Raw genomic sequence first — 25,922 nt, 5'->3', positions numbered from 1 at the left:
CGTTACAAACTTGGGAAGGAAATAACATGTCAAATACATTCCGTACAGGCACTATCGCGCTAGCTGTAAGCATGGCGTTAGGTACTGTCTCAGCATATGCTGCTGAAGGTGATAAAACTAAAGCTGAAGATGTTGAAAAAATTGTTGTTGTTGGCTCACGTGGCGCACCACGTTCAGTAAATGATTCTCCAGTACCCATTGATTTAATCGGCAGCGAAGAATTAAAGCGCGGCGGTAATACCAATATGCTTGAGCTATTAAAAGGCACTGTGCCCTCTTTCAACGTTCACGAAAATCCTATTTCAGATGCGGCTAGTTTGGTTAAACCCGCCAACTTACGTGGTTTATCATCAGACAGTACCTTGATATTGGTCAATGGTAAACGTCGCCATAAAGCCTCGGTTATTGCTATGTTAGGTGGTGGCATTAACGATGGTGCACAAGGCTCTGATATTTCAGTTATCCCTAGCTCTGCTTTAAAGCAAGTTGAAATTTTACGTGATGGCGCTGCTGCACAGTATGGCTCTGATGCTATCGCTGGTGTAATGAACTTTGTATTAAGAGATGATGCAGAAGGCGGCTCTTTAACCGCGCGTTATGGCTCTTATTACGAGGGTGACGGCGATACCATGGAAGTATCAGGTAATGTCGGTATGCCACTGACTAAAGACGGCTTTGTTAATTTGAGTTTTCAATATAAAAACTCTGATGCCACAAGTCGTAGTGTGCAACGCCCTGATGCTGCAGGTTTTATAGCAGAAGGTGTTTCAGGCGTAGGTAATCCAGCGCAAGTATGGGGCTCTCCTGAAGTCAATGATGATATTACTATTTTTGCTAACGTAGGGTTAGACTTAGGCAATAATAATGAAGCCTATATGTTTGGTAACTTCTCCGAGCGTGATGTCCGAGGTGGTTTCTATTACCGTAATCCGCATACTCGTGGTGGTGTTTATTCAAACGACGATGGTGCCTCATTACTCATTGGTGATATTGCACAAGCTGCTGGCGACGCAAGAACTTGTCAACCTGTAGCTATCACTACTGGTAACGTGATAACACAAGACGATTATATTGCTAACGTTACTAATGATGAAAATTGTTTTGCTTTTAACGAAATTTTACCTGGCGGCTTTACCCCTAACTTTGGTGGTAATATAGTTGATACCGCAATCACTATGGGTACTCGTGGCGAACTAGATAATGGCGTTATGTATGATGTCAGTGGCTCAGTTGGTATGAATGAATCAAGTTATGTGATTTATAATACGGTAAATCCTTCGTTAGGGCTTGATACACCGCGTGACTTTAATCCAGGTAAACATACTCAATTAGAAAAAACCTTTAACGTAGATTTCAGTAAAGATATTGATGTTGATATGTTTGACAACTTAATGGTTGCTGGTGGTTATGAGTGGCATGCGGAGTCTTTTGAAGTAACTGCAGGTAATGTTGAGTCATATGAAGCGGGTCCATACACAGATCAAGGCTTTGGTATTGGTTCAAATGGTTTCCCTGGCTTTAAACCTGAATCAGCGGGTGTTTTCTCTCGTCAAAACTATGCATTATATGTGGATGTTGAAGCTCAAATCACACAAGATTTTTTAATCGGCACTGCTGTTCGTTATGAAGACTATAGTAGTTTTGGTAGTACTACTAACTACAAAGTCACAGGTCAATATAACATCACTGATGATTTTTCTTTGCGTGGTTCAATAAGTACTGGTTTCCGTGCACCAACCGTTGGCCAAGCTAACTACTCTAACGTACAAACTGAATTAAAAGAGGGGAAGTTAGTTGATACGGCTTTATTGCCGGCAACTAACCCTATTGCGGTTCAATTAGGCGCTCAAGAATTAACACCAGAAGAATCATTCAGTCATACGCTAGGCGTTGTGTGGACTATTGGTGACGTGTTTATTACTCTTGATTATTACAATATTGTTGTTGAAGATCGTGTCTCTAAATCAGATAGTTATACGTTAACAGATGCTGATAGAGATGCATTAAAAGCAGCTGGTGTGGCAAATGTAGATTCAATTAATGGCGTAAGCTTCTTTACTAATGACTTTGATACCACTACATCAGGTATTGATCTTATCAGTAACTACGCTACTGAAGTATTTGATGGTGATGCAACCTTCAGTTTGGCATACAACTACAATAAAACCGAGGTGGATAGATACACTGACGTAACCGGTGATTTTAAAGTATCTCGTTTAGAAAACGATTTACCAAATCATCGTGCAACCGCTACATGGTCACAATCATGGGATCAAGTAAGTTTCTTACTCCGTGGTAACTATTACGGCGAATATCAAGGTGTTCACGTTGATTATGATGCAACGGCTATTACTGGCGATGCAGCAATAACACTTGATGCTGAGGTAAGCTACTTCATCAACGATTCGTTTACGGTTTCTCTTGGTGCACAAAACTTACTTGATCAACAAGCAACAGAAATTGATATTCCTGGTGGAGCTATTCCAAATAATAACTGGGGTGGTAAGTACTATGAAACATCTCCATTTGGTTTTAATGGTGGTTTCTATTACGTGAAGGCATCTTATAACTTCTAAGAGCGTTTAACTTAGCCGTTACTTGTTAATAAAACCTCAGCTTTGCTGGGGTTTTTTTATTTGAAAATAATGTTAAATGCCTGTTTTCGTCAAGCCGATAGTCTTTTAAAGTTCTATTTACGAACCAAGCTTTATGAAAAATATCGTGTGTTCATCAAGACTAATTGAGTGTTACTGATTAGACCCAGGGTTAGTGAAATAAAGCTTACGACAGCACTTCTTGACAGGCTAGCACATCATTGTCATATTATTAAAATAAGCAATGATAGCTATTGATTTAAATAATCAAAAAAAAGGAGACAGAACGAAAAATTAAAACCAAAAAATGGTCATAATAGGAACGCTAAAGTAGATCACTTTTGAGTAAAAATTAACGAACAGTGAGATATGTATAGAAGTGTTTAGTCGCCTATTAAAACAAAAAAAAGGTAAGAGCAGTCAATTTTATATTGTATTTTGCCTGTTATTGTTAGGTAATACTTGGGTGTGTCAAGCCGCTGAACTTTACCGATTTAAGTTACCAGCAATGGATGCTGCTACAGCTTTAAATAAATTAGCAGATATATCAGGGTATTCTCTTATATATCCATCTAATGATTCTATCGTCATTATTACTAATCCGCTTTTTGGTATTTATTCACTTGCAGATGCCTTGGATAAACTTCTTTTAAATACCCCTCTTAATGCTATCACAACCGAAAAACGGGTAATTGTGGTGTCATCTATACTGAATAATTATAATGATTTGGAGGACTTTGAAATAAGAGTATCGATAAAAAATCAACTAAAAAATCAAATGAATAATGTATTGAATGGTGCTTTGATTACCGCGGGTCCTTTCTCCTCTGACGCTGAAAATGAGGAACCAAGCACTAATGCAGAGGTAGAGCGTATTCAGATTATAGGATCGCGACGCATAAATCGATCACCTAGTGATGCATTAGCTCCATTGGATGTTATTAATAAGCAAATGTTAAGATCGCAAGGTAGTAGCGATATTATATCTACTTTATCGAATGTTGTTCCCTCATATAACGTTAATCAGGAAGCTATTAGTGATGCGGGTACTATGGTTAGACCCGCTAATCTTAGAGGGTTACCTACGGATAGTACGTTAATATTAATTAATGGTAAACGGCGCCATCGTAGCGGTGTTATTTATGAATATATATCAGGGATAAACGTTGGTGCCCATGGGGTAGACCTAGAACCAATCCCGAGTATTGCTCTGAAAAGTGTCGAAGTTTTAAGGGACGGTGCTGCTGCGCAATATGGCTCTGATGCGATAGCAGGTGTGATCAATTTTCGATTAGAAAACAGTGCAGATGCCAACCATATTCAAATGGCCATAGGCCAATACTATGACGGAGATGGCACTAAGTATGAATTGTCTGGTATTTTTGGATCGAATATTGGTGACAGTGGTACAGCCAATTTTTCATTCGAGCTTTCAGAAAGTGATGCTACCTCTCGTGGTATTCAAGATCCCGCCGTTCAGCAATTAGTTGATAGTGGTATTAGCAAAAATGATATTCAAGATCCTGTTGTTAATTGGGGCGCTCCCAAAATAACCAACAATATTAAGCTTTTTGGCAATATGGAAATGGATATTGGCGATAGTAGTAATTATAAACAATTTTATTTATTTGGGAACTGGGCACAAAGGCATGTCGATGGTAGTTTTTTTTATCGCAACCCTAATACTCGCGCCAGTGTTTTTACTAACCCAAACAATGGCACTCGTCTATTCTTTGACATGACTAATAATAATTCCGGGAATTGTCCAACGCCTACTATTCCCGGAAGTAGTGGTGATGCTGAAGCTTTAGCAGCAGTTTCAGCTAATGCTAATTGTTTTGCTTTTAATGAGCGATTTCCTGGTGGGTTTACGCCAAGATTTGGCGGTAGAATAACTGATGCCAGTATAGCCGCAGGCATACGAGGTTCGTTAAACAAAAAAGAAGCTGACTTAACATATGATATTAGTATGGTCGTTGGTATCAATGATGTTGATTATGAATTACGAAATAGTGTTAATGCATCATTAGGTGAAAATTCACCGAGCGATTTTCATTTGGGATCTCAAATTCAAACAGAGAGTGTATTCAATGCTGATTTCACTTTTCCAGTAGAGGTTGGTTTTGAGTCGGAGTTAAATATTGCTTTTGGCTACCAAAATCACTTTGAACAATTTGAAGTTGTCGCTGGAGATAAACCCTCTTATCAAACGGGTGACTTCTCCAATAATGGAGAAGCCATAGGCTCAAATGGTTTCCCCGGCTTCTCTCCTGATACAGCAGATGTAAACGGTCGCATATCTAATGCCGTGTATTTGGATATAGAAGGAGACATTACCGAAACTCTGTCCATGTCATTTGCGATAAGATATGAAGACATAAGTAAAATTGGTAATACCTTTGACAGTAAACTGTCAGCACGTCTACAAGTAACAGATGCAATGGCATTACGTTCTACATTGAGTACTGGCTTCCGCGCTCCCACGGTTGGACAGTCAACTCTGCAACGAATATCCACCTCAAACTCTATCGTAGGTGATGTTGTTGTTCAACAAACCTCGCAGCTGGTAAGTGCTTTGAGCCCCATTGCTGCAGCGCGCTCTGGAGGAGGGCTTAAACCGGAAACCGCTGCTAGTTTTAGTGTTGGGATATTGTCCGAGATAGGGCCTGTAAATGTGACTTTAGATTATTTTCATATTAAAGTAGACGATCGACTGTCACTATTCGCTAGTGAAATAACAGCAAGTGATGAGCAGTTATTAATCGATTCAGGGGTTAATTCCAACGTAACTAATATTCAATACTATGCTAATGATTTTAATTCAACGACTCAAGGCTTTGATTTAGTAGCTAATATTCCATTTGAATTGATGAGTGGAAATGACCTGTTATCATTAGCCTTTAATTATACCAATACCGAGCTAGATGGTACTAACGCTACAAGTCCAATCTCAAATGTTAATGTACTTAAAGAGCGTGAAGAAGGCATTCCAAAAAATCGAGCCGTGTTAACATACTCCCGCTCGCAAGGAGATATAAGTGCGATGGTTCGCATTAATTATTATGGTAGTTTTTATAATGCACAATTTAATGATGTATCTCTCATTGAAAAAGTGGATTACGTTGTTATTACTGATATGGAACTTTCCTATGATATTACGGATAGCTTAGTTGTTGCTTTAGGCGCTAAAAATATCTTTGATGTATTTCCTAAAGAATACAGTGAAGGTCGAAGTCCTGGGTTTTTAGGTGCTATATACCCATTAAACTCACCAAGTGGTTTTAATGGCGGTTATTATTATTTTCGTATGGGCTGGGATTTCTGATTGAGTTTATTTTTGCCTAAAGTATCTAGTTAGCAAAACAATATAAGAGTATAAATGGACCAATTATAGCTTTATCTAGTCATAGGATATGGGCAAGGGCAGTTTATAAGTCGTTAGTTAATAAAGATATATTCAACACTGTTCAAAGAAGATAGATACTATCGAAGTTACAACAACACGGCTAATTTCACTTGATTTATTCACTGGTATTTATTTGTAATCTGTTCGCCTGGTACCGGTCGACTAATAAAATACCCCTGAGCGATGTCACAATTCATTTGTTTCAATAGTTCGAACTGCTCAGCAGTCTCAACCCCTTCGGCGACAATTTTCAATTTTAACTCATGCCCCAGAATAATGCAGGTTCTGACGATAGCTCTAGCTTCTTCATCTTCTGTCATATTGGAGACAAAACTCTGATCTATCTTTAACTCTGTAAAGGGAACTCGGTGTAGCTGGGAAAGAGATGAATAACCGGTTCCAAAATCATCGATAGAAAGACCAAGCCCTTTCAAACGTAAACGAGTGAGAATATCCAGTGAAGTAACCAACTCGCCCATCAAAGTACCCTCAGTTACTTCTAGGGTAAGTCGAGTAGGATCAAGCTTCTTGCATTCCAATAAATTAGCTACATGCTCAGGAAGCGTTAAACTGGTAATATCTACGGCAGATATGTTTACTGAAACTGGAATGTCTAATCCTCTCTTTTGCCATTGCTGCCCTTGTTCAACTGCTTGTTCAATAACCCAATGTGTCAGCTTGCCGATAATACCACTTTGTTCTGCCATCGCAATAAAGCGATCAGGACTTATCAAGCCATGTTGTGGGTGAAGCCAACGAACGAGAGCTTCAACTCCCAAAAGCTCCCCTGATTTGATGTCAATTTGAGGTTGGTAATGAAGTACCATGTTATTGTTTTTTATCGCTTGTTGAAGTTCAACACTACTAATGTCGTTATCAATACGCGCAGTTTCACGTTGCTCATATTTTTTAATCTTAGGTATATTATGCTCAATAATTTCCTGAAATTTATCAAGTGATATAGGTTTACTTAACGAAGCAATAATTTCTAAATTATGAGCATGGCCCAATTTTTCTGCTGCACGAAGTACACTAGTATCATGGCCACTCATTAATATTAGAGCGGGTGGTGAATCCATAGAAGATAAGCGTCGCATAACTTCTATGCCATCCATTTCAGGCATATTCAAATCAAGCACTAAAATTGACGTTTGTTCAAAGGTAGAAATTTGCTCGAAGAACTGGTTTGCTCGGGTAAAACCGAGAGGCTTTAGACCTGTTAATTCAACTACTTGTCCTAAAATTTCAATTACTTGAGGTTCATCATCTAATAAATAGACTATTGATTGAGGTATAATTAACTTTGAGTTAAAAGTATTCAATTACTTGTTCCTATTAAATGTTAGCTATGCGTATATTTAAATCATACCTTTATTAAATAGTATAGTCGTAAATGGATGTGATTCCATTTTCTGTCGCGAGTTTCGACACAATACTCGATAGGGATATCATCTAACTAAGACATCACATTCATTGGCTAAAAGAAAAACAGTTTCGATTTTACGATACTCTTCCTTTAAGGGATAATCATGGATCACTGTGTTGATAATTATGAGGGTAAAGCACTTTTACTTAGATCAATCTAGCTATAATAGCTAAGTTGACAGTCTCATCAAAACCTCTTTAACTTTAGCTGCTAGTGTTTCACTGCCAAAAGGTTTTTGAATAAAATTTGTATTATCATAAATAACACCTTTATTGGCGATAATATCTGCTGTATATCCTGACATGTATAAAATTTTCATTTGAGGACAAAAAGTACTTAATTTATCAGCGAGTTCCTTGCCATTCATCACCGGCATAATGACATCAGTCAAGAGTAGATCAATCTGCCCAACGTTCTCACGAGCTAGTGCTTCAGCAAGGCTGCTTGTATTGGCGGACAATACTTTATAGCCATATTTTTCAAGTGTGATCGTTTGTATGTCTAATAACATCTCATCGTCTTCTACGACTAACACTGTGCCTTTACCAAAATAGTCTATTTCAGGCTTAGTTTCATTCTTGTCTGTTAACATCTTCTCTTCACTGCGAAAATATAGGTTGAACGTCGTTCCTATATTTAATTCGCTTATTACTTCGATGTAGCCTTTGTTTTGTTTGACCGCTCCCAAAATGCTTGATAAGCCTAACCCCGTTCCTTCACCTACTTTTTTCGTAGTGTAAAATGGCTCAAAGACATGTTTTATAACCTCTTTGTCTATTCCTGAGCCATTATCAGACACGGATAACTTTACATAGTTTCCTGCGGGAAGGACTAGGTTATTTTTAGGTAACTCATTACTTCTTGAATTGGCACTGATACTGAAATTCTCAGTTTTTATGATTATTTTACCAATATTGTCTATTGCATCGGACGCATTAATGCAGAAGTTAGCAAGCATCTGATCCATTTGAGAGGGATCTATCTTAATTAATCCTAGATTAGTACCTTGTTCAAAGATGAGTTCAATATTCTTATCGATAAGTCTGCGTAGCATTGTTAGCATCGAAGCTATTGAATCATTTAGATTGATAATTTTGGGTTCTATGCTTTGCTTGCGGGCATAGGTTAATAGCTGTTTTGTTAAATCGGCAGAACGATGGCCAGCAACAATTATACTTTGAAGATTTGAATTGAGTGAGCTTGAACCCTCTGATTTAAGCAGGGCAAGTTCGGCATGACCAATAATAACACCTAGCATATTATTAAAGTCATGGGCAATGCCACCGGCTAACAGACCCACGGCTTCCATTTTCTGAGCTTGCATGAGTTGACTTTCAAGTTTAGCCTTTTCCTCAAGGTTTTTTTTATGCTCAGTGATATCACGTCCGGTACTTACAAACCCTATTAAATTATCAAATTCGTCATGCTCTCGACGAAGTGACCAAGACACATAGAATATTTGACCATCGCTACTGACTTGACGATTTTCATGTAATAACACCTTCTTTTTATTTTCTAACCAAAGAGAAAAAAATTGTTGTGTTACCAATTTATCATCGGGGTGTATAAAATCAAAAGCCGACTTACCAATACAAGCTTTAGCCGATAGTCCAAACATAATGGTAGCGGCTTTATTCACAAATAATAAAGATCCATCAACACCCACTCTCGTGATGATATCCGGCATGCCTTCAATTAAATCATGATATTGTTTTCGACTATCAAGCAGGGATAGGTTAGTGTTTTTCTCGTCAGAGATAGCTTGGCGAAGCTTAGTTTCTGTACTTTTTATTGCGGTAGACATAAGATTAAAGCTAGAAGCTAGACTAGTAAATTCATCATTACCTGATATCTCAATTTTTACATCCTCATTATGGGTTGAAAGCTGATGAGCACCATCTTCCAATGTAATAATTGCCCGACTCACTCTGTTGGATAAGTTGTAAACAATAAAAAATATAACGATTAACAATATCCCTACCATGACAAATGATAACGCTATCGCCTCATTGGAATACCTTAACAGTTGTTCTTTATCTACAAAACTGACAATGACCCAGTCCCAGTTAGCATATTCTCCAAACGCCACCAAGGTGCTGATTATTTCGCCCGACAATAATTCAAAATCGTGTTCAGATGAATCATTTTTTAGTGCTGTAATATTATTGATATGCTCAACGGTCATCAACCGTCCCAATTCTTTATTGCCAACCAAAGATACAATTTTATTTAATTTTGAATCAAAAATTACTACGGATGTACCAGGAGTCTGGTTTTTTTCAATATTTTGTATTACGCCTTTTTTGGTGGCATCTCTATAAAACGCAACATTCTCCATGCCTAATGCACTGATTGTTTTATAGGCAGAATCACTATTTAAGATAATGTTATTGACATTATTGCTTAATAATTCATGTTCCAAATCATAGATTTTATCTGCTGTTATTAAAAAATGTGCTGCCATCATTAATGTTGTAGGCACCACAATTAAAGGAATGATTAAAAAAATCAGTTTGTTTTTAAATTTAATTTTTTGAGACTCCCAAATTTAATACCTTCATATATTCGACGAATGTTACGCCATAAGAAAGTTGCCAATATTTATCTAGGATAGCGTTTTCTTGTGCATATTTAATATATTTTTCTAGAATGCCTTTAAGTATTTTATTTTTCTTGTTGATTGCCCAGCCCATAAATTGCACGTCACTGATTGGCCATAAAATGGTTAAGTTGTTGAAATTTTTCAAAGCAGCAAAGGCTCTATCACTATCATATACCGTAAAATCTACTTGGCCTTGTGAAACCATTTTATCCATTCGGTCAAAGTTATCTGTGGTAATGCAGTTGAAATCGATATTATTCCGTTTTTTAATCTTTTCAAGATTCCGCTCCATCGAGGTATTACTTACCATCACACAAGACTTATTATTCAACGCTGAAATCTGCTCAGGTTTATTATCAACTCTAGCAATAAGCATTTGACGAGAAGGGACATATTTAACAATATCAAACATTTTTTCACGCCAAGCTAGCGCGGTTATGCCATCGATATAAAGATCAACTTCTTCGATGAGCGCAGGCACATAAGCGTAATTGGAATCTACCTTAACTCTTGCTAAATCTTCACCTTGTTTATAAAAATAATCGTTCCAAGTCACTATTTTACTTTCAATTTTTATCCCTACAAGATTTGCAAATTCTTCAAGTACGTTATAATGAAAACCCGAATGTGAACCATCTTCATGGGGGACATATACTGCGGTACTAATTTTTGTCGCAATGGTAATACTGCCCTTTTGATTCATCGCTTTAATATAGGCAACTTCTTCGCGCGTCCAGTTAACCCCTTCAATGGCTAATAATGGAATATTACTTTCAACGGCGGAGCAATAAGATGAAGGTAAATATAATAATGCTAGTAGCGCCAAATATGCTTTCACAAAAATCTCCGGTATATCAAAGTTTTTAATCTCTTGCCAATCGAAAGGGGGATTAAATATCTATAAATAGGTCATCAATACGTAAACTCTAACTTTTTAAATCATGACTATCCATTAGTAAACTGAAAATAGTGCTTATTAGTTGTTCGACGCAATTTATTGATAACACGACTATAGTGTAGCCTACAGCGTATCTTCTGATTAATTATTGTTTATATTAGCAATAAAATTTATCTGAGGCGGCATTAATAACGTTTACTAAGAGAATATATATTTTGAAAAAAAAGATATTATTGCTGTTTATTATAACAATATTCAATAATTTGAGTTTGTCAGAGGTACATGCACAAGCTGATGACGATAATGATGTGCATGTTAAAGCGGCTACAGATGCAGAGCTAGAAAAAATTATTATTATTGGTACTCGCATATCCGGTCGCTCAGTCACTGATTCACTGGGGCCTGTTGATATTATTTCTGCTGTCGATGTAGTAGAGCAAGCGGGTAGTGATATGTCAGATTTGATCAGCAAAATTGTCCCCTCTTATAATGTAAGGGCTACCGGTGATGCAGCCAGTCTGGTAAGGCCGGTAAGTCTTCGGGGTTTACCCTCAGATGCTACTTTGGTTCTAGTAAATGGCAAGCGTCGACATCGTTCATCCGTTATATCCTTCATTGGTGGAGGTGTTTCAGATGGTTCACAGGGGCCCGATATCTCGGTAATTCCTGCTATTGCAATCAAACGACTCGATATTCTACGAGACGGTGCATCTGCGCAATATGGTGCTGATGCGGTTGCAGGGGTAATGAATTTTATGCTTAAACAGGCCCCTGACGGAGGCTCTTTTGATGTCAAATTGGGTAAAACGTTTGAAGGGGATGGTGATTTTTATCAGCTTGCCGGTAACATAGGAATGCCTTTAACTGCGAATGGTTTTATCAATACCAGTCTTGAATACCGCCAAGTACAACCCTTTAGTCGTTCAGTACAGAAAGATGATGCCGCTGAATTAATCGCCAATGGTAACAACGCCGTTGCAAATCCGGCTCAAACGTGGGGATCCGCCGATGTGCTTAATGACGTTAAAACATTTATTAACATGGGCCTTGATCTAAAGAACAACAAAGAATGGTATGCCTTTGGCAATTATGCTGAACGTAAAGTGGAAACAGGCTTTAGCTTTCGTAACCCAAACACAAGAGGGGGTGTATTTGGCTCTGCGTTGAATTTAGCGGGGGCAGACGTTGATGCCAATGGTAATTCAATTCCATTTCTAGTTGATATTGATAACAACACCATAACTAGAGAGCAAATAGTTGATGATAATGGTTTTATTCGGACTGACTTAGATGAGCAAGGATGGATACAACGTTACGACCGCCTTGTCGCAGATGTAACCCCTGATGGTACATCAGGAAATTGCCCGCAAACAGATGTCAACAATAATGGCGGAGTCGATATTTATGATACCGAAGGACTTGCTACAGTTATTGCAGATACAAATTGTTTTGTTTATAACGATATGTTCCCCGGTGGTTTTACACCTCTGTTCGGGAGTGATCTCAACGATTCTTCACTGGTAACCGGTATTCGCGGAATATTGGGTAATGATATGACTTGGGATGTGAGTGTTGGCTTTGGTCGCAATGAGGCAGATTTTTATATTAATAACACCGTTAATGCATCGATGGGCCCCGATAGTCCAACAAAATTTCGGCCGGGAACCTATATTCAACAAGAGCAGAATATTAACGCTGACTTCACTTACATGCTCAACACCGATATTGAACAGCACATAGCTGCTGGCTTTGAGTGGCACAAAGAACAATTTGAGGTACAAGCTGGTGAGGACGCTTCTTGGCAACCAGGGGTATTCGTTGATCAAGGTTTTAGTATTGGCTCTAACGGTTTTTCTGGCTTCAGTCCTAATGTTACAGGTAAGTGGGATCAGTCTAACATTTCACTCTATGCTGATTATGAAGCGCAAGTCACCAATGAACTATTATTAGGGGCTGCTATACGTTGGGAAAATTACGATACCTTTAGCGCTACCACCAATTATAAATTATCTGCCGGTTGGAAAATAAATGAAGTTGTTGCTCTGCGAGCCACTCACTCAACGGGGTTTCGCGCACCAACACCCGGTCAATCGAACATCAGCAACATTACAACGTTACTGGACAATGGCATATTGATAGACCGAGGTACCATTCCGCCTACCAACGCGATTGCTATGCTCTACGGTGGCGAAGCACTTACACCTGAAAAATCTAAAAATTACAATGTTGGTGCAGTTATAACAATGGATCGTTTGCAATTATTCATTGATGCCTACCAAATAGATTTTGAAGATAGAATTACCCAGTCGGCAGATATTCAACTTACTGCTCAGCAAGCTCAAGCGCTTGAGGATTCAGGTTTTAGTGGAGCCTCTGGATTGCGCTCATTCCGCTTTTATGTGAATGATTTCAATACGACTACCCAAGGTGTTGATATTGTTGCTAGCTATCCATTCTCAATGGCGGGAGGCCAAAGCGAACTGAGTTTGATCTATAACTATAATACCACTGAAGTGACTTACTTTAATCCTGTGACCCTCGATGATGTACGTATTCGTCAGATAGAAGACAGTATGCCAAACCAACGTGGCAACCTTTCATGGCGTCATATACAGGGTTCGTGGCGAGTATTATTACGGGGCAACTACTTTAGTGATTATTGGCTGGCTCACGTTGGCGATAGTAATCTGACACTTGAACCTTCCGCGGAACTGACCTTGGATGCAGAAATTGCCTACAGCTTTGGTCATAATGACCAATATAGTTTTGTGGTAGGCGCTGAAAACTTGTTTAATAACTTTCCTGATACTAATCCTTATAGCGGTTTGACGGGAGCAAAGTATCCTGAAAATAGCCCGATGGGAAATGCGGGCGGGACTTACTATATAAGGCTAGGATACAATTTTTAGTCATGGAAATGGTCTAATAGAAATGTAAATTTACCGGGCAATAAGTTGCCGCTAAATTTATTCCGCAATGAAATTTGTACCGTGTAACTAACCGTGTGCCATCTCTTTATATGACCAATAAGCAGCTTCCGTTAAGGCATAATTAATTCCTTAGTGGTTTCTAATAATTTAATCTGTGCTTGAAATTATGTTAGGCGCGAGAGAAGGGGAGATGGTTCTACAGGCTGGGTAAAGGGCGGACATTTCGTCATAACTCAAAAACTGCTACATAAGAACTGTTTGTATCAATGGGCTACAACCTCAAATGATAAAGCTCCAGGTATATTCAGACCCTACGGTCAACCCTTTCATGCAGAGCATTTCTATTTTGTAGATATAGCTATCATCAAATTATTAAGCAGGGCTTATCAGTAAAAATTATAACAGACTAATATTAACGCCCTAGCCTTCAACTATACTTAGTTCATCGTTATTTTTAAAAATGAGGAGCAGATCATGTCTAATGAATATCCTTGGGCTTTGTCAATGCATCAGATAGAAAGCTGCAATTGTAGTCACGGGTGTGGTTGTCAATTTTCGGGCTTTCCTGATAGCAAAGATGGCAGTTGTGAAGCTATTCTCGGCTTTAAGATAATTAAAGGTCATTATCAAGATTTAGATCTTACTGGTTTAAAAATGGTTTTTGTCGCCATGTGGCCAAAAGCGATTCACCAAGGTAATGGTAAGGGCGCCTTGTTTATAGACAATGCGGCAAATGAAGCTCAAGTAACTGCACTCGCTACCATAATGTCTGGACAAGCAGGGGGCATGCCTGTTGAAGCCATAGCAGCAACGTTTACAGAATTTGAAGGGCCTATCTTGTGTGATATAGAGATGGATCCACAAGATCACACTTCAACTGTTTCTATTGCCGGAATCTTAGAGATGGGACAAGCTCCCTTGATTAACCCTGTAACGGGTGAAGAAAACCGCGTTCATATCAGCTACCCTGAAGGTGGATTTATGTGGAATGATGGTTTTATTGGAAAAACCTCGGCGTTGAAAATTAACAGAGGTAGCTTGGCTTTTGATTATCAAGATACTTTTGCAGCCAAAGCTATATCAAACTGGCCTAATGCCTGATAAAACGCCAAAAAATTCCCGAGCAGGCACTCGTTTTACTGCTCGCATAGAACGCGCAGCCATTTCTGGCACCATATTACTGGTAATATTTGCTAGCTGGTATTATATGCTCTTTGATATGACCATGAATATGGCTCCTGTAGCTACTTGGTCAACATCTGATATATCGCTACTTATTATTATGTGGGCCATTATGATGGCAGGTATGATGTTACCATCAGCGCTCCCAATTATTATGCTAGTAGAAAGTATTAATAAGAAACGCCAAGCCAATGGATTTAGTTATACACCAACGTTGTTTTTTGCTCTTGGTTACTTAATCACTTGGTGTTTTTATAGTTTAATCATTGCTCTTTTACAGTTCGCCTTACACCATCTTGAATTACTTAATCAGATGATGATAAGTAACAATAATATCTTCAGTGCTAGTTTACTCATTATCGCGGGCAGCTATCAATTTTCATCATATAAGCAGCATTGTTTACATTTATGTCGTTCACCTCTATCACTCATTGCTAGTGAATGGCGTGAAGGTATTTTAGGTGCGCTTTCTTTAGGTATAAAACATGGTAGTTATTGCTTAGGTTGTTGCTGGTTTTTAATGGCACTACTTTTCATTGCAGGGGTAATGAATCTAACCTGGATTTTAATTTTAACCTTGGTCGTTTTAGTTGAAAAGCTAGCACCTAATGGGGAAAGGCTAAGTAAAATATTAGGCGTAGCGTTGATTTTTTATGGCATAAGTTATTTAGTATAAACGACTTTACCAAGCCCACTTAGCATTTACACTATAGCCAAGCGCCCATAATGACTGCAGGAACTCTACATAATAGACCCATAGGGAAACCCTAACATGTACGAACAATTCATCAGAAACATATCAAAAACTTTAATCTTAATGTATCCACGATAAATAAAGTTAACCAAAAATACTTTTTGATTAACTCCTATATTGCTAACAACAGCTATCTAAATGAATGCATAAGTAATCGCCTACCAGACGAAAACGGACAAACAGTATTGTAGTCAGACAATAGCAATTCAAATTGGTAGTGTTTAATCAGCCAAGCTATGCTAATGAAATACGCTGCTTTTGTGCAATAGTTGGTAGTAATACCAATCACACAAACTAAGTGATCATTTCTACTTGTTAAAAGTAATAATTACTGCGTTATTTATTTAATAATTAGAACAACTAGTTAGTTAAATAAATGCCTTGAACTTATCACTTTTTCCTACGTATAAAATAGGTCACTTAATTAATGTAATTGGTATAATACCAATTTGATTAAATTTCTTCCCAACTCAGAGCTCTGCTCGTTGTTCAATAACAAGGCAAATTTGTTTCGGTTTAGTCATTCTAAATCAAATAAAATCGTTATAGATTTACATGAGTACAGGGTATGCACCGGAGTAGTTTATGAGTTGGTAATTTGTTGTGTGTTTTTCTTATGAATATTTACGGGGGAGTTAACTCAAAAGTGGTCGGTGATGCAAGATTCGAACTTGCGACCCCTTGGACCCAAACCAAGTGCGCTACCAAGCTGCGCTAATCACCGATTATTTTTTCGTAGTTTTACATTTTAACTTATGGGGTAAGAAAAATGGGGTGGCTAAAGGGACTTGAACCCTCGACAACCGGAATCACAATCCGGGGCTCTACCAACTGAGCTATAGCCACCACTGAGGTGTACTGATACATATTATAGAAATATGTATGCTGCTACTTAACAGCGCGGCGATTGTATTGCATTTCACCTCTAGTTGACAAGAAAAAAATGCTTTTTATGCTATTTTATTAATAAATATTTTCCAAAATCATAAATTGCCTAACGAACGCACAATTTTAGCGTGTTTACTTAGCAACGTTTGCTTAATACTGCTCAACAATAATTGCAGAGCAGGTAAAGTCAGCTAAGTTTGAGCCGCTAAGTTTTGTTGGTCACTAGATGACTGTGATGAAAATAAGTCTTTTAAACGCTCAACAATTAAATAATTTACCGGCACTAATATCAAGGTAATAAAGGTGGCGAATAAAATACCAAAACCTAATGATACCGCCATAGGAATTAAAAACTGCGCTTGAGTAGATTGTTCAAACAATAACGGCATTAAACCAATAAACGTGGTTAAACTGGTTAGCATTACTGGTCTGAATCGCGCAGCACCTGCGGTTAACACGGCTTCCATCAACTCGCCGCCTTCACTGCGCTTTTTATTGATAAAATCGACCAGCACTAGTGAGTCATTTACCACTACACCAATTAACGCCAACATGCCGAGTAAGCTCATGATGGTCAATTCCATGCCCATTATCCAGTGACCAATAACGGCGCCAATCATGCCAAAAGGGATAATACTCATCACTATGATCGGTTGAATATAAGATTTAAAGGGGATGGCCAATAGCGCGTAAATAATAAAAAAGACAAATACAAGCGCCCAACCAAGTGAGCCAAAAGACTCACGCTGTTCTTTTGCTTCACCTTCTAGCGAGTGACTTACCCCAGGATATTGCATAATTAACTCATCTAAATACGCTTTTAGATCAGCTTGTAGCACTGTCATATTGGTATTTGATTTCTCAACATCAGCACTAACATTGGCCGTACGGTAGCGATCAATTCTCGAGATAGTTGATGGGCTTTTCCCAGGGATAAGCTTAGCCACATGAGACAGTGGTACTGCGCCACCAGAAGGAGTGACAACAAGAATGTCTTCTAAGTCAGCCATAGTTCGGCGTTCATCTAATGGTAGACGTACCATTACTCGCACATCATCTCTACCGCGTTGAATACGTTGTACTTGTGAACCAAAGAAAGAACGTCTTACTTGGTTTGAAATACTGACACGGGTTAATCCTAAGGCTTTGCCTTGTTCTGTTAATTCAATTTGCAGCTCTTCTTTACCATTAGACAAGCTATCAGCAATATCAAATACTGTCGGGTAGGTGGCTAATCGTACTTTAACTTTATCGGTCACTTCCTTTAACGTCTCTAGTGAACTTGCTTTGAATTGCACATGAATAGGGTCTGATGAACGACCTATTTCTGCTCTAAAGGTAATACTTTCAGCACCAGGAATAGGGCCAATTAATTTACGCCACTCACGTACCAGCTCGCTTGAGGTAATTGCTAGTTCGCGTGATTCAGGCGGGGTAATTTCAAAACGTACACTGCCTTGATTTGAAGCACCACCGCGACTACCTGTAGTCGCTAATATATTGATAATGACACTGCCATTGGTTGATGGCTCAATATACTTTTGTTTCAGTTCATCGGCCTTTTCAGCCATTTTAAGGACATATTTATTGGTCACTTCAAAAGGCGTACCTGCGGGTAAGGTTAGCGAAGCTCTTACTGTTTCACTTGGGATCCGTGGGAAGAAAATAAACTTTGTCCAGCCGCTCATGATGAGGGCAAGAATAACTAAGAAAACACCAACAAAACCGACTAAAGTTGCGGTCTTATTTATAATGGCACGTTTTAATAGTGGTTGATAAAATCGGATTATTGCTCGCTCAAAACCATCAGCAAACCCTTGTTGCAGTTTACTAAATTTTGATTGTTTTTCTTTTTCTGAACGTAGTTTCAAATGTTTTAAGTGAGAGGGTAATACGAACTTTGATTCTATTAAAGAAAATATCAGTACCGGAATAACGATGACTGGAATTTGGGCGAATAAAGCGCCACGTGCGCCGTCAATAAAGGCAAGTGGCAGAAATGCTGCGACGGTTGTGAGCACACCAAAGGTCACTGGTGTGGCTACTTCTTGGGTGCCACGAATGGCGGCCATTTCACCTGATTCAGCTGTTTTTAGGTGCGTGTAAATATTCTCACCGGTGACAATGGCATCGTCTACCACGATACCCAGCACTAAGATAAAGCCAAATAAGCTCATGATATTTAACGTAACACCAAAGACCGGCATCATAATAAAGGCGCCCATAAAAGAAATGGGAATACCAATAAATACCCAAAAGGCAATGGAGGGTCTGAGGAATAAGGTTAATAACGCCAACACTAATATGCCACCTTGTAAGGCACTGGTGGTTAGCGTGGAAATACGGTTTTTAACAATTTGAGAATCGTCATCCCAAAAACTTAATTCAACGCCAACAGGTAAGCTGCTTTGTTGGTCATCAATGTAAGTTCTCACCGCATCGGCAACGTCAATTGCGCTTTGTTGTCCGATTCGATAAACGTCAATAAAAGCGGCTTGTTTACCATTAAATCGAGTGCGTACAGGGGTTTCTTCGAAGTCATCTTTGATGAGTGCTATATCACTCAAACGAATGATAGATCCATCTACATTAGTTTTTATCGCTATTTTTTCAAACTCATTTTTGCGATAGGCTTGGCCTTTTGAACGTAATAATATGTCACCCCCTTTGGTTTTTAAATTACCGGCAGAAATATCAGTACTGGAGTCTGAAATGGCTGATGATATTTTCGCTATGGTTAAATCATATTGGCGCAATTTGTCTTGGGGCACTTCAATAGACACTTCATAGTCACGCACACCGCTAAGTTCAACTTGAGTAATGGCGGGAATTTTTAATAAATCATCTCTGACTTTCTCAGCGAATTCACGCGTTTCTTTTTCGCTATAAATACTGGCAATAGTTACGGCGATGACTTCCCGTTTACGTGTTGCTAAAGAGACTACGGGTTTTTCTGCATCAGCAGGAAAAGTATTTATTTCATCTACGCGGCTTTTTATATCAGCGAGCATCTCGCGCGGATCATAGCCTGACTCAACTTCAATATTGACAGCAGAAGAGCCTTCAGATGAACGGCTGGCAATTTGCTTAACGCCTTCCAAATCTTGTACGGCTTCTTCAATGCGAATAGAGATACTCTTTTCTACATCTTCTGGGGTCGCGCCGCGTAATGACACGTTAACGTTAATACGGTCAGTGGCAAAAGAGGGGAATACTTCGAGGGGAATACGATTAGATAAACTAAATAAACCCGCTATTAAAATAGTAATTAATAGTAAGTTGGCGGCAACATGATTTCGTGCAAACCAAGCAATCATTAGTTATTCACCTTAGCAATAGGTGTTGTATTCGCTTGTTTAGCTACTTGCCCTGGTTTTTGTCGGGGCTCTTTAGGGCTGTTTGACTTATTTTTGCTAGGGGTTTGACCTGCAATAGCAACCGGTGTGCCGGAGCTTACTTGCCCTAATGAGGTTAATACCAATTCATCACCAGCGATTAAGCCTTGCGTGACAATAGATTCAGTACCATTTTGCCAACCTAAGGTGATCTCTTTACGCATCAATAGGCCATTTTCAACGATATAAACGTAGCTGCCTTGATAAATTGCACTACTTGGAATCACTAAGGCGTTTTCAACTTCTCGTCCGGTAATTTGTGCGGTAACATATTGGCCCATTTTTATTTGGGCACCTTGATTATATTCACCATCGTAAGGGCGAATAATTTGCGCCACGACATACAGTTGTTGCGATATTGTATCGATAGCACTTTCGGTACGAACGATCTTGCCTTGCCATACTTGGTCACCCATCAGGTCAGATGAAATCACCACATTACTGATCAGTGAGTTGTCGCTGGCATCGTCGTTATTAATATCACTGGATTCAGATTTCTCATGGGCATTGCGATATTCTTCAGGCAATTTCATGAGTGGTAAATCTTTGTTTTTAATCGGTAGGCGGATCTCTACATAATCTACAGCAAAAATATCGGCTAACTGAGTATTACTTGAAATCACCTGACCAATATCAACATTTTTCTTTAAGATACGGCCAGCGTAAGGCGCGACAATTTTTGTTCGCTCGAGTGATAATTTCATTTTATCGAGTTGCGCTTCTGCGGACAGTACTTGCGCTTTTGCTGCTTCATATTGTGGTTGACGTAAGACTAATGCATTGGGCGCATTACCATTACCAAGCCTTTTCCAGTCAGCTTTGGCTTGTTTTACTCGTGCGTCTTCTTCTTGCAGACTCTGCTTGGTTGACATTAAACTTGCTTGGGCAATTTTAACTTCAGCGCGGTGATCTCTATCATCAAGTTGAATTAAAATATCGCCTTGCTCGAAAAATCCACCGGCTCTAAATTGCTTACTGACATAATTGATTTGCCCTGACACTTGAGCAAAAAGTACGCTTTGAGTTCTTGGTTTAACCGTGCCAAAACTGCGTACCATCACCTGATAGGTTTGAGGAGTCAGCGTGGTTGTTACTACCGTCATTTGTGGTGCTTTTGAAGGTTTAGCTCGATTACCGGTTGGTGGGTTTTTGAAAATAACCATCATTAACGCGATAGTGGCAATGATAATAATGACCGGCAAGAACATTTTTTTATAGTTAGGCGAGGTGAGATTTTTAGACATGGTTATTTGGCCTTTGGTTTAGGTGATGGCGCAAGTGACGGTGTGGTGAAGTCGCCACCCAAGGAAAGATGTAAATTGATTCTATTGGCAATCAGCTGATTTTTAATTTTTATTAACGTTGTTTGTGCATCAAAAGAACGGTTTTGCGCATCAAGCACCGTGGTGTAGGTAACTAAACCACTTTGGTATTGTTCGAAAGATAACGTGGCGGCGATTTTTGCATTTTCTTGCGCAGCCAACATGGTGTAATAACTGTTCTTTAAATTCTTTTCCGTGGTGATAGCATTCTCAACGTCGCTAAATGCATTGTATAAAGTATCAAGATATAACTGTTCACCTTGTTTAAGCTCGATACGGGCTTTTTCTTCATTCGCTTTAAGACGTCCGGCATTAAAAATAGGGGCTGAAATACTACCTAGTAATGACCATGCTAGCGAAGAACCTGAAAGTAAGTCACCAATGTCTGCGGTAGAATCACCTACAGAGCCTGACAATACAATGCTAGGAAAACGTTGTTTGTGTGCATAAGCTAAACCAGAGTCTTGCGACAATAATTGATACCAACTGGCTTTTAATTCGGGCTTTCGGCTGATTAATTCTGACGGTAAACCAACAGGAATGTCATTGGTAAGTAGTGGTAAGTTAGCGTTAACGAGTAATTCGCCTTTAGGATATTCACCAATAAGGCGTTCAAGCTGTCGTATTAATTTGGTCTTTTGAGTTTCTTGTTCAGAGACTCGGGTTAACTCATTATTTAAATCATTACGTGTTAAATAGACATCAAGGGCGGCGGTTAATCCTGAGTTATAACCCGCTTCAATAATAGCTAAATTCTGTTGAGAATTGACCACTCTACTGCGATAAAGCGAGAGTAATTTTTCGGCTTCAATCACGCGAAACCAGGTGGTGAGTACGTTGACAACGAGCAGTTGTTTGTATTGCTCAAACGTTGCTTTTTGCGCAAGATAGTTATAATTACTCATGCGATCAGCGTCAGATAACTTACCCCAAATATCTACTTCATAACTTAGATTTAAGTTAACTGAATTACTGTTGGCATAACTGTCTGTTTGATTGTCTTTATTACGACCACTGCGAAATGCCAAATCTAGCTCAGGCCAAAGCTGGCTACCTGAAACAATGAGTTGCTGCTCTGCAATTTCTAATGAGTAAGCTTGTATGGCAAATTGGTGGTTAGCCGCTAAAGCTTTTATCACTAACTGTTGAACTTGTGGGTTATCAAGTTGAGATAACCAGTTATGCTCAACAGCTAAGGCTTGTTTGCTGTCTTGCCAGTTTTGAGGAAGTGGCAAGTCTTTTAGTTTTTCATCTACTTGTGAAGTGCTGCTACAAGCCAATAGAAATAGGCTTAAAAACAGGGGGAGTAGTTGTCGGAATCGACGTGTCATAAAGCGATTAACTCATGTTAAAAATAACTCTTGCCAGTAGTGTAATCAAAGATGCTTCGTGGGGATACCAGTTTTACAAAAGTTTACATGGCGGATTAATTAAATAAAATAAGACGAGAAAATTTTATTAATGTTCACTTAATATTGTGTTTGGTTTTTCGAAATATAGAACAATTGGAACTGCTGTAATTATTAAGAAATTAATCATATATGACTGAAACTATCTTCACCCAGATGCGGCTAAGGTGAAGATAATCTAACGGAAGTAATTAATTTGTACTAATTAACTCTTATTAAGCAAGTCAATGAAGAAGCTATATTCAAGCGCTGTTTCATGAATGCGCTTAAAGCGTCCAGATGCACCGCCATGTCCCGCTTCCATATCGGTTTTAAACAATAATACATTGTCATCTGTTTTATAATCACGCAATTTAGCAACCCATTTCATTGGCTCAAAGTATTGTACTTGCGAGTCATGCAATCCCGTAGTAACTAGGATGCTAGGGTAGTTTTGCACTTTAACTTGATCATAAGGCGAATAGGACAACATATAGTCATAATAGGCTTTTTCTTTTGGGTTACCCCATTCTTTAAACTCATTAGTGGTCAGTGGAATGCTTTCATCAAGCATAGTGGTTACTACATCAACAAATGGTACTGCTGCAGCAATGCCTTTGTAGAGTTCAGGTGCCATATTAACAACCGCGCCCATTAATAAGCCACCAGCACTACCACCTGCAGCGAATACTTTGTTTTTATCACCATAACCTTGCGCGGTTAAATTTTTAGTGACATCAATAAAGTCAGTGAAGGTATTCATTTTTGTTAATTTTTTACCGTCTTCATACCAAGGACGGCCTAGCATTTCTGAACCACGGATATGAGCAATGGCATAGACGAAACCTCGGTCTAAAAGACTTAAACGACTGACCGAAAAGTAAGGGTCTATCGTTGAACCATAAGAGCCGTAAGCATATTGATATAATGGGTTAGTACCATCTTTTTTGAACTTGTCTTTACGATAAACCAAAGATACCGGTACTTTTTTACCATCACGGGCTTTTACAAAAATACGCTCAGAGGCATAATTGTTGCTGTTAAAGTCACCCAATACTTTAGTTTGCTTTAATTGTGTTTTTTTGAAGCTAGTTAAATCAACATCGTAATGTGTACCTGGCGTAGTAAAACTGGCGTAATAAAGACGTAAAGATGGAGTGTCTAATTCATTATTACCATACATATTCAAGCTGTACGCGGTGTCATTAAAACTAAGCTGCTGCTTTTTACCTGTCGATAGTTGTTGAATAGTTACGCGGCTAATACCATTTTCACGCTGCTGATAAACAAGGTGGTCGGTAAACAATTCATAATTCTCAAGTTTAACTGCATCATTTGCAGCAATAACATCTTGCCATTGTGTTTTATCACCAAAATGCTTTTTATGTACTTTCATCAAACGGAAGTTATTGGCTTTCCAGTTGGTTTTTATATAATACCAATCATTTGCTTTAGATATTGAATATTCATGACCTTCCTCACGCTCAATAAACTTTTTAGGTAGTGCTTTAGCGTTATTAGCATCAATCACCGATACACCTTTAGCCTCAGTACTGCCATGCCAAATAAATACACTGCTGTCATCTTTTGATTTACTAATACTAGTATAATAAGCTTTATTATTTTCTTCATAGACCATTTCATCATTAGCTTGTGCTGAACCTAATGTATGACGGAATACTTGGTAACCTAGTAGGGTTTGTGGGTCTTTTTTAATGTAATAAACAGTCTTGTTGTCATTACCCCAAACGACACGACCATTTGTGCCTTCAAGTTTGTCATCTAGAAGAGTATTTCCAGAAATATCTTTAAATAGAATGGTATAAATACGACGGCTAACAGTATCTTCACCATAAGCTAATAACTTACCATTTGGGCTGGCGTTCAAGCCACTGACTTGGTAGTAGTCATGAGCCTTAGCTAACTCATTAATATCGAGTAAAACTTCTAGGTTACTGCCAGTAAAATCTGATGATCTAACATGGATGGGGTATTCATTTTCCCCCTGCATTTGGCTGGAATAATAGAAATCACCTGATTTGACCGGTACCGAATTATCGTCTTTTTCAATGCGATCTTTGATTTCTTGGAAGATCTGCTCTTGCATCGCTTCGGTATGTTTTAGTTGTGCCGTTGTATAGTTATTTTCTGCGTCTAAATGCGCTAATATCTCTGGATTGGTACGAGTATCATCGCGCATCCAGTAATAATCATCGACACGGGTATGGTTATGAATAACCATTTTATGTGGAACTTTTTTAGCGATAGGGGCTGTTAAATCGGCCATAGTATTAGTTGCTTCATTTTGTTGGTTACTGCATGCTGCAATAAGCAGGACAGATGAGACAATTAAGCTTAGCTTAGTTTTTGAGAGAATTAGAGACATAGAAGTCCTTTTCCTTGTTAAATAATTTATGATATTTACTATAAATTGATATGCTTTGAATACAGAAAAACACAACAAATGTTAAAAAAATGTTTCGAGCACTAAGTTAGCATGATAATAGTTATAATCAAATTCTCTTATCGCTTAATAGTGTTAACTTGTCGCTTTTCAGCCATCAGGGCTACTTTTAGGTTTTATAACAATGTCATTAGATAAAATTTCTTCTCAGCTAGCAGGCAATAAAAAATCATTACCACCAGTGGAATCATGGAATCCGCCTTATTGTGGTGAGATTGACATACAGATAAAAGCGAATGGTGATTGGTTCTACGACGGCAGTATCTTTAAGCGTTTACCTTTGGTCAAATTATTTGCCTCTGTGCTTATTAAAGAAATAAACAGTGCTGTAATCGAGTACTTTTTAGTGACACCCGTTGAGAAAGTGAAGATTAAAGTGGATGACGCGCCGTTTGTACTGACTCAGTGGCGTTGGCTAGATGAAGAAGAAACAATAATGCAGGTAAGCACTAATTTGGATGATGAATTTATTCTCAATGCAGAACATCCATTAATGGTTACACAAAGTGGTGACTTGTATGTGACTGTTCGCAGAAACTTACTGGCGAAAGTACATCGTAATGTCTATTACCAATGGGTCGATATAGCGCAGGAAATGGATACGGATACGGGCACTGAATTGTTAATTTCAAGTGCCGAATGTCAATTTAGTTTAGGACGATTTTAGATGTTT

Annotated in this window: 14 protein-coding genes and 2 tRNA genes; 7 read left to right on the top strand and 9 right to left on the bottom strand. The window is 38.6% G+C overall.

Going from position 1 to position 25,922, the window contains the following annotated elements; translation table 11 throughout:
- Positions 1 to 26 precede the first annotated feature (26 nt).
- From CXF71_RS21340 to CXF71_RS21330, 3 genes are all read left to right on the top strand, one after another.
- Positions 27 to 2,576, top strand: coding sequence for a TonB-dependent receptor plug domain-containing protein (locus CXF71_RS21340; protein WP_101234913.1), 2,550 nt, complete (start codon positions 27 to 29; stop codon positions 2,574 to 2,576).
- A 168-nt stretch (positions 2,577 to 2,744) separates the two neighbouring features.
- Complete coding sequence (locus CXF71_RS21985) at positions 2,745 to 2,852, top strand: ATP-binding protein (protein ID WP_442871944.1); 108 nt, start codon at positions 2,745 to 2,747, stop codon at positions 2,850 to 2,852.
- A 208-nt stretch (positions 2,853 to 3,060) separates the two neighbouring features.
- A complete protein-coding gene (locus CXF71_RS21330; protein WP_157826809.1) occupies positions 3,061 to 5,919 on the top strand; it encodes a TonB-dependent receptor plug domain-containing protein in 2,859 nt (952 codons plus the stop codon).
- Between the two features lie 200 nt (positions 5,920 to 6,119).
- On the opposite strand, the gene CXF71_RS21325 is transcribed toward CXF71_RS21330, so the two are convergent.
- The 3 genes from CXF71_RS21325 to CXF71_RS21315 all read right to left on the bottom strand — a co-directional run bounded on the left by CXF71_RS21325 (position 6,120) and on the right by CXF71_RS21315 (position 10,866).
- Complete coding sequence (locus CXF71_RS21325; protein WP_101234911.1) at positions 6,120 to 7,322, bottom strand: GGDEF/EAL domain-containing response regulator; 1,203 nt, start codon at positions 7,320 to 7,322, stop codon at positions 6,120 to 6,122.
- Between the two features lie 273 nt (positions 7,323 to 7,595).
- Positions 7,596 to 9,893, bottom strand: a complete 2,298-nt coding sequence (locus CXF71_RS21320) for a hybrid sensor histidine kinase/response regulator (RefSeq protein WP_101234910.1) — start codon at positions 9,891 to 9,893, stop codon at positions 7,596 to 7,598.
- Between the two features lie 58 nt (positions 9,894 to 9,951).
- Complete coding sequence (locus CXF71_RS21315) at positions 9,952 to 10,866, bottom strand: transporter substrate-binding domain-containing protein (RefSeq protein WP_101234909.1); 915 nt, start codon at positions 10,864 to 10,866, stop codon at positions 9,952 to 9,954.
- 275 nt (positions 10,867 to 11,141) lie between these two features.
- Here CXF71_RS21315 and CXF71_RS21310 point away from each other — a divergent pair, with 275 nt between their 5' ends.
- The 3 genes from CXF71_RS21310 (at position 11,142) to CXF71_RS21300 (ending at position 15,714) form a co-directional block, all read left to right on the top strand.
- On the top strand, positions 11,142 to 13,835 hold the full coding sequence (locus tag CXF71_RS21310) for a TonB-dependent receptor plug domain-containing protein (protein ID WP_101234908.1): 2,694 nt from the start codon (positions 11,142 to 11,144) through the stop codon (positions 13,833 to 13,835).
- Between the two features lie 495 nt (positions 13,836 to 14,330).
- Entirely contained in the window at positions 14,331 to 14,957 is a 627-nt protein-coding gene (locus tag CXF71_RS21305) for a DUF1326 domain-containing protein (RefSeq protein WP_101234907.1), read from the top strand.
- On the top strand, positions 14,950 to 15,714 hold the full coding sequence (locus CXF71_RS21300; RefSeq protein WP_198559929.1) for a DUF2182 domain-containing protein: 765 nt from the start codon (positions 14,950 to 14,952) through the stop codon (positions 15,712 to 15,714). Before CXF71_RS21305 ends, CXF71_RS21300 begins: the two co-directional genes overlap by 8 nt.
- A 725-nt stretch (positions 15,715 to 16,439) precedes the next feature.
- On the opposite strand, the gene CXF71_RS21295 is transcribed toward CXF71_RS21300, so the two are convergent.
- The 6 genes from CXF71_RS21295 to CXF71_RS21270 all read right to left on the bottom strand — a co-directional run bounded on the left by CXF71_RS21295 (position 16,440) and on the right by CXF71_RS21270 (position 25,171).
- Positions 16,440 to 16,516 (bottom strand) — tRNA-Pro (locus tag CXF71_RS21295).
- Positions 16,517 to 16,562: 46 nt separating this feature from the next.
- Positions 16,563 to 16,638, bottom strand: a tRNA-His gene (locus tag CXF71_RS21290).
- Between the two features lie 233 nt (positions 16,639 to 16,871).
- Positions 16,872 to 19,997, bottom strand: a complete 3,126-nt coding sequence (locus CXF71_RS21285) for an efflux RND transporter permease subunit (RefSeq protein ID WP_101234906.1) — start codon at positions 19,995 to 19,997, stop codon at positions 16,872 to 16,874.
- Positions 19,997 to 21,319 carry an efflux RND transporter periplasmic adaptor subunit gene (locus CXF71_RS21280; protein ID WP_101234905.1) on the bottom strand — a complete coding sequence of 441 codons (1,323 nt, stop codon included), beginning with the start codon at positions 21,317 to 21,319 and terminating at the stop codon, positions 19,997 to 19,999. The genes CXF71_RS21285 and CXF71_RS21280 overlap by 1 nt, the downstream gene beginning before the upstream one ends.
- Before the next feature lie 2 nt (positions 21,320 to 21,321).
- Complete coding sequence (locus CXF71_RS21275) at positions 21,322 to 22,728, bottom strand: TolC family protein (protein WP_101234904.1); 1,407 nt, start codon at positions 22,726 to 22,728, stop codon at positions 21,322 to 21,324.
- Between the two features lie 283 nt (positions 22,729 to 23,011).
- The gene (locus CXF71_RS21270; RefSeq protein WP_101234903.1) at positions 23,012 to 25,171 is read right to left on the bottom strand and encodes a S9 family peptidase; all 2,160 of its coding nucleotides are present in this window, start codon (positions 25,169 to 25,171) and stop codon (positions 23,012 to 23,014) included.
- A 202-nt stretch (positions 25,172 to 25,373) separates the two neighbouring features.
- On the opposite strand from CXF71_RS21270, the gene CXF71_RS21265 reads away from it, so the two are divergent.
- Positions 25,374 to 25,916 carry a DUF1285 domain-containing protein gene (locus tag CXF71_RS21265; RefSeq protein WP_101234902.1) on the top strand — a complete coding sequence of 181 codons (543 nt, stop codon included), beginning with the start codon at positions 25,374 to 25,376 and terminating at the stop codon, positions 25,914 to 25,916.
- Positions 25,917 to 25,922 lie beyond the last annotated feature (6 nt).

Source organism: Colwellia sp. 12G3 (assembly GCF_002836775.1).
In the GTDB taxonomy this organism is placed as follows: domain Bacteria; phylum Pseudomonadota; class Gammaproteobacteria; order Enterobacterales; family Alteromonadaceae; genus Colwellia.
Note: the sequence above shows the minus strand (reverse complement) of the source record. Positions and strands in the feature narration are given on the sequence as shown.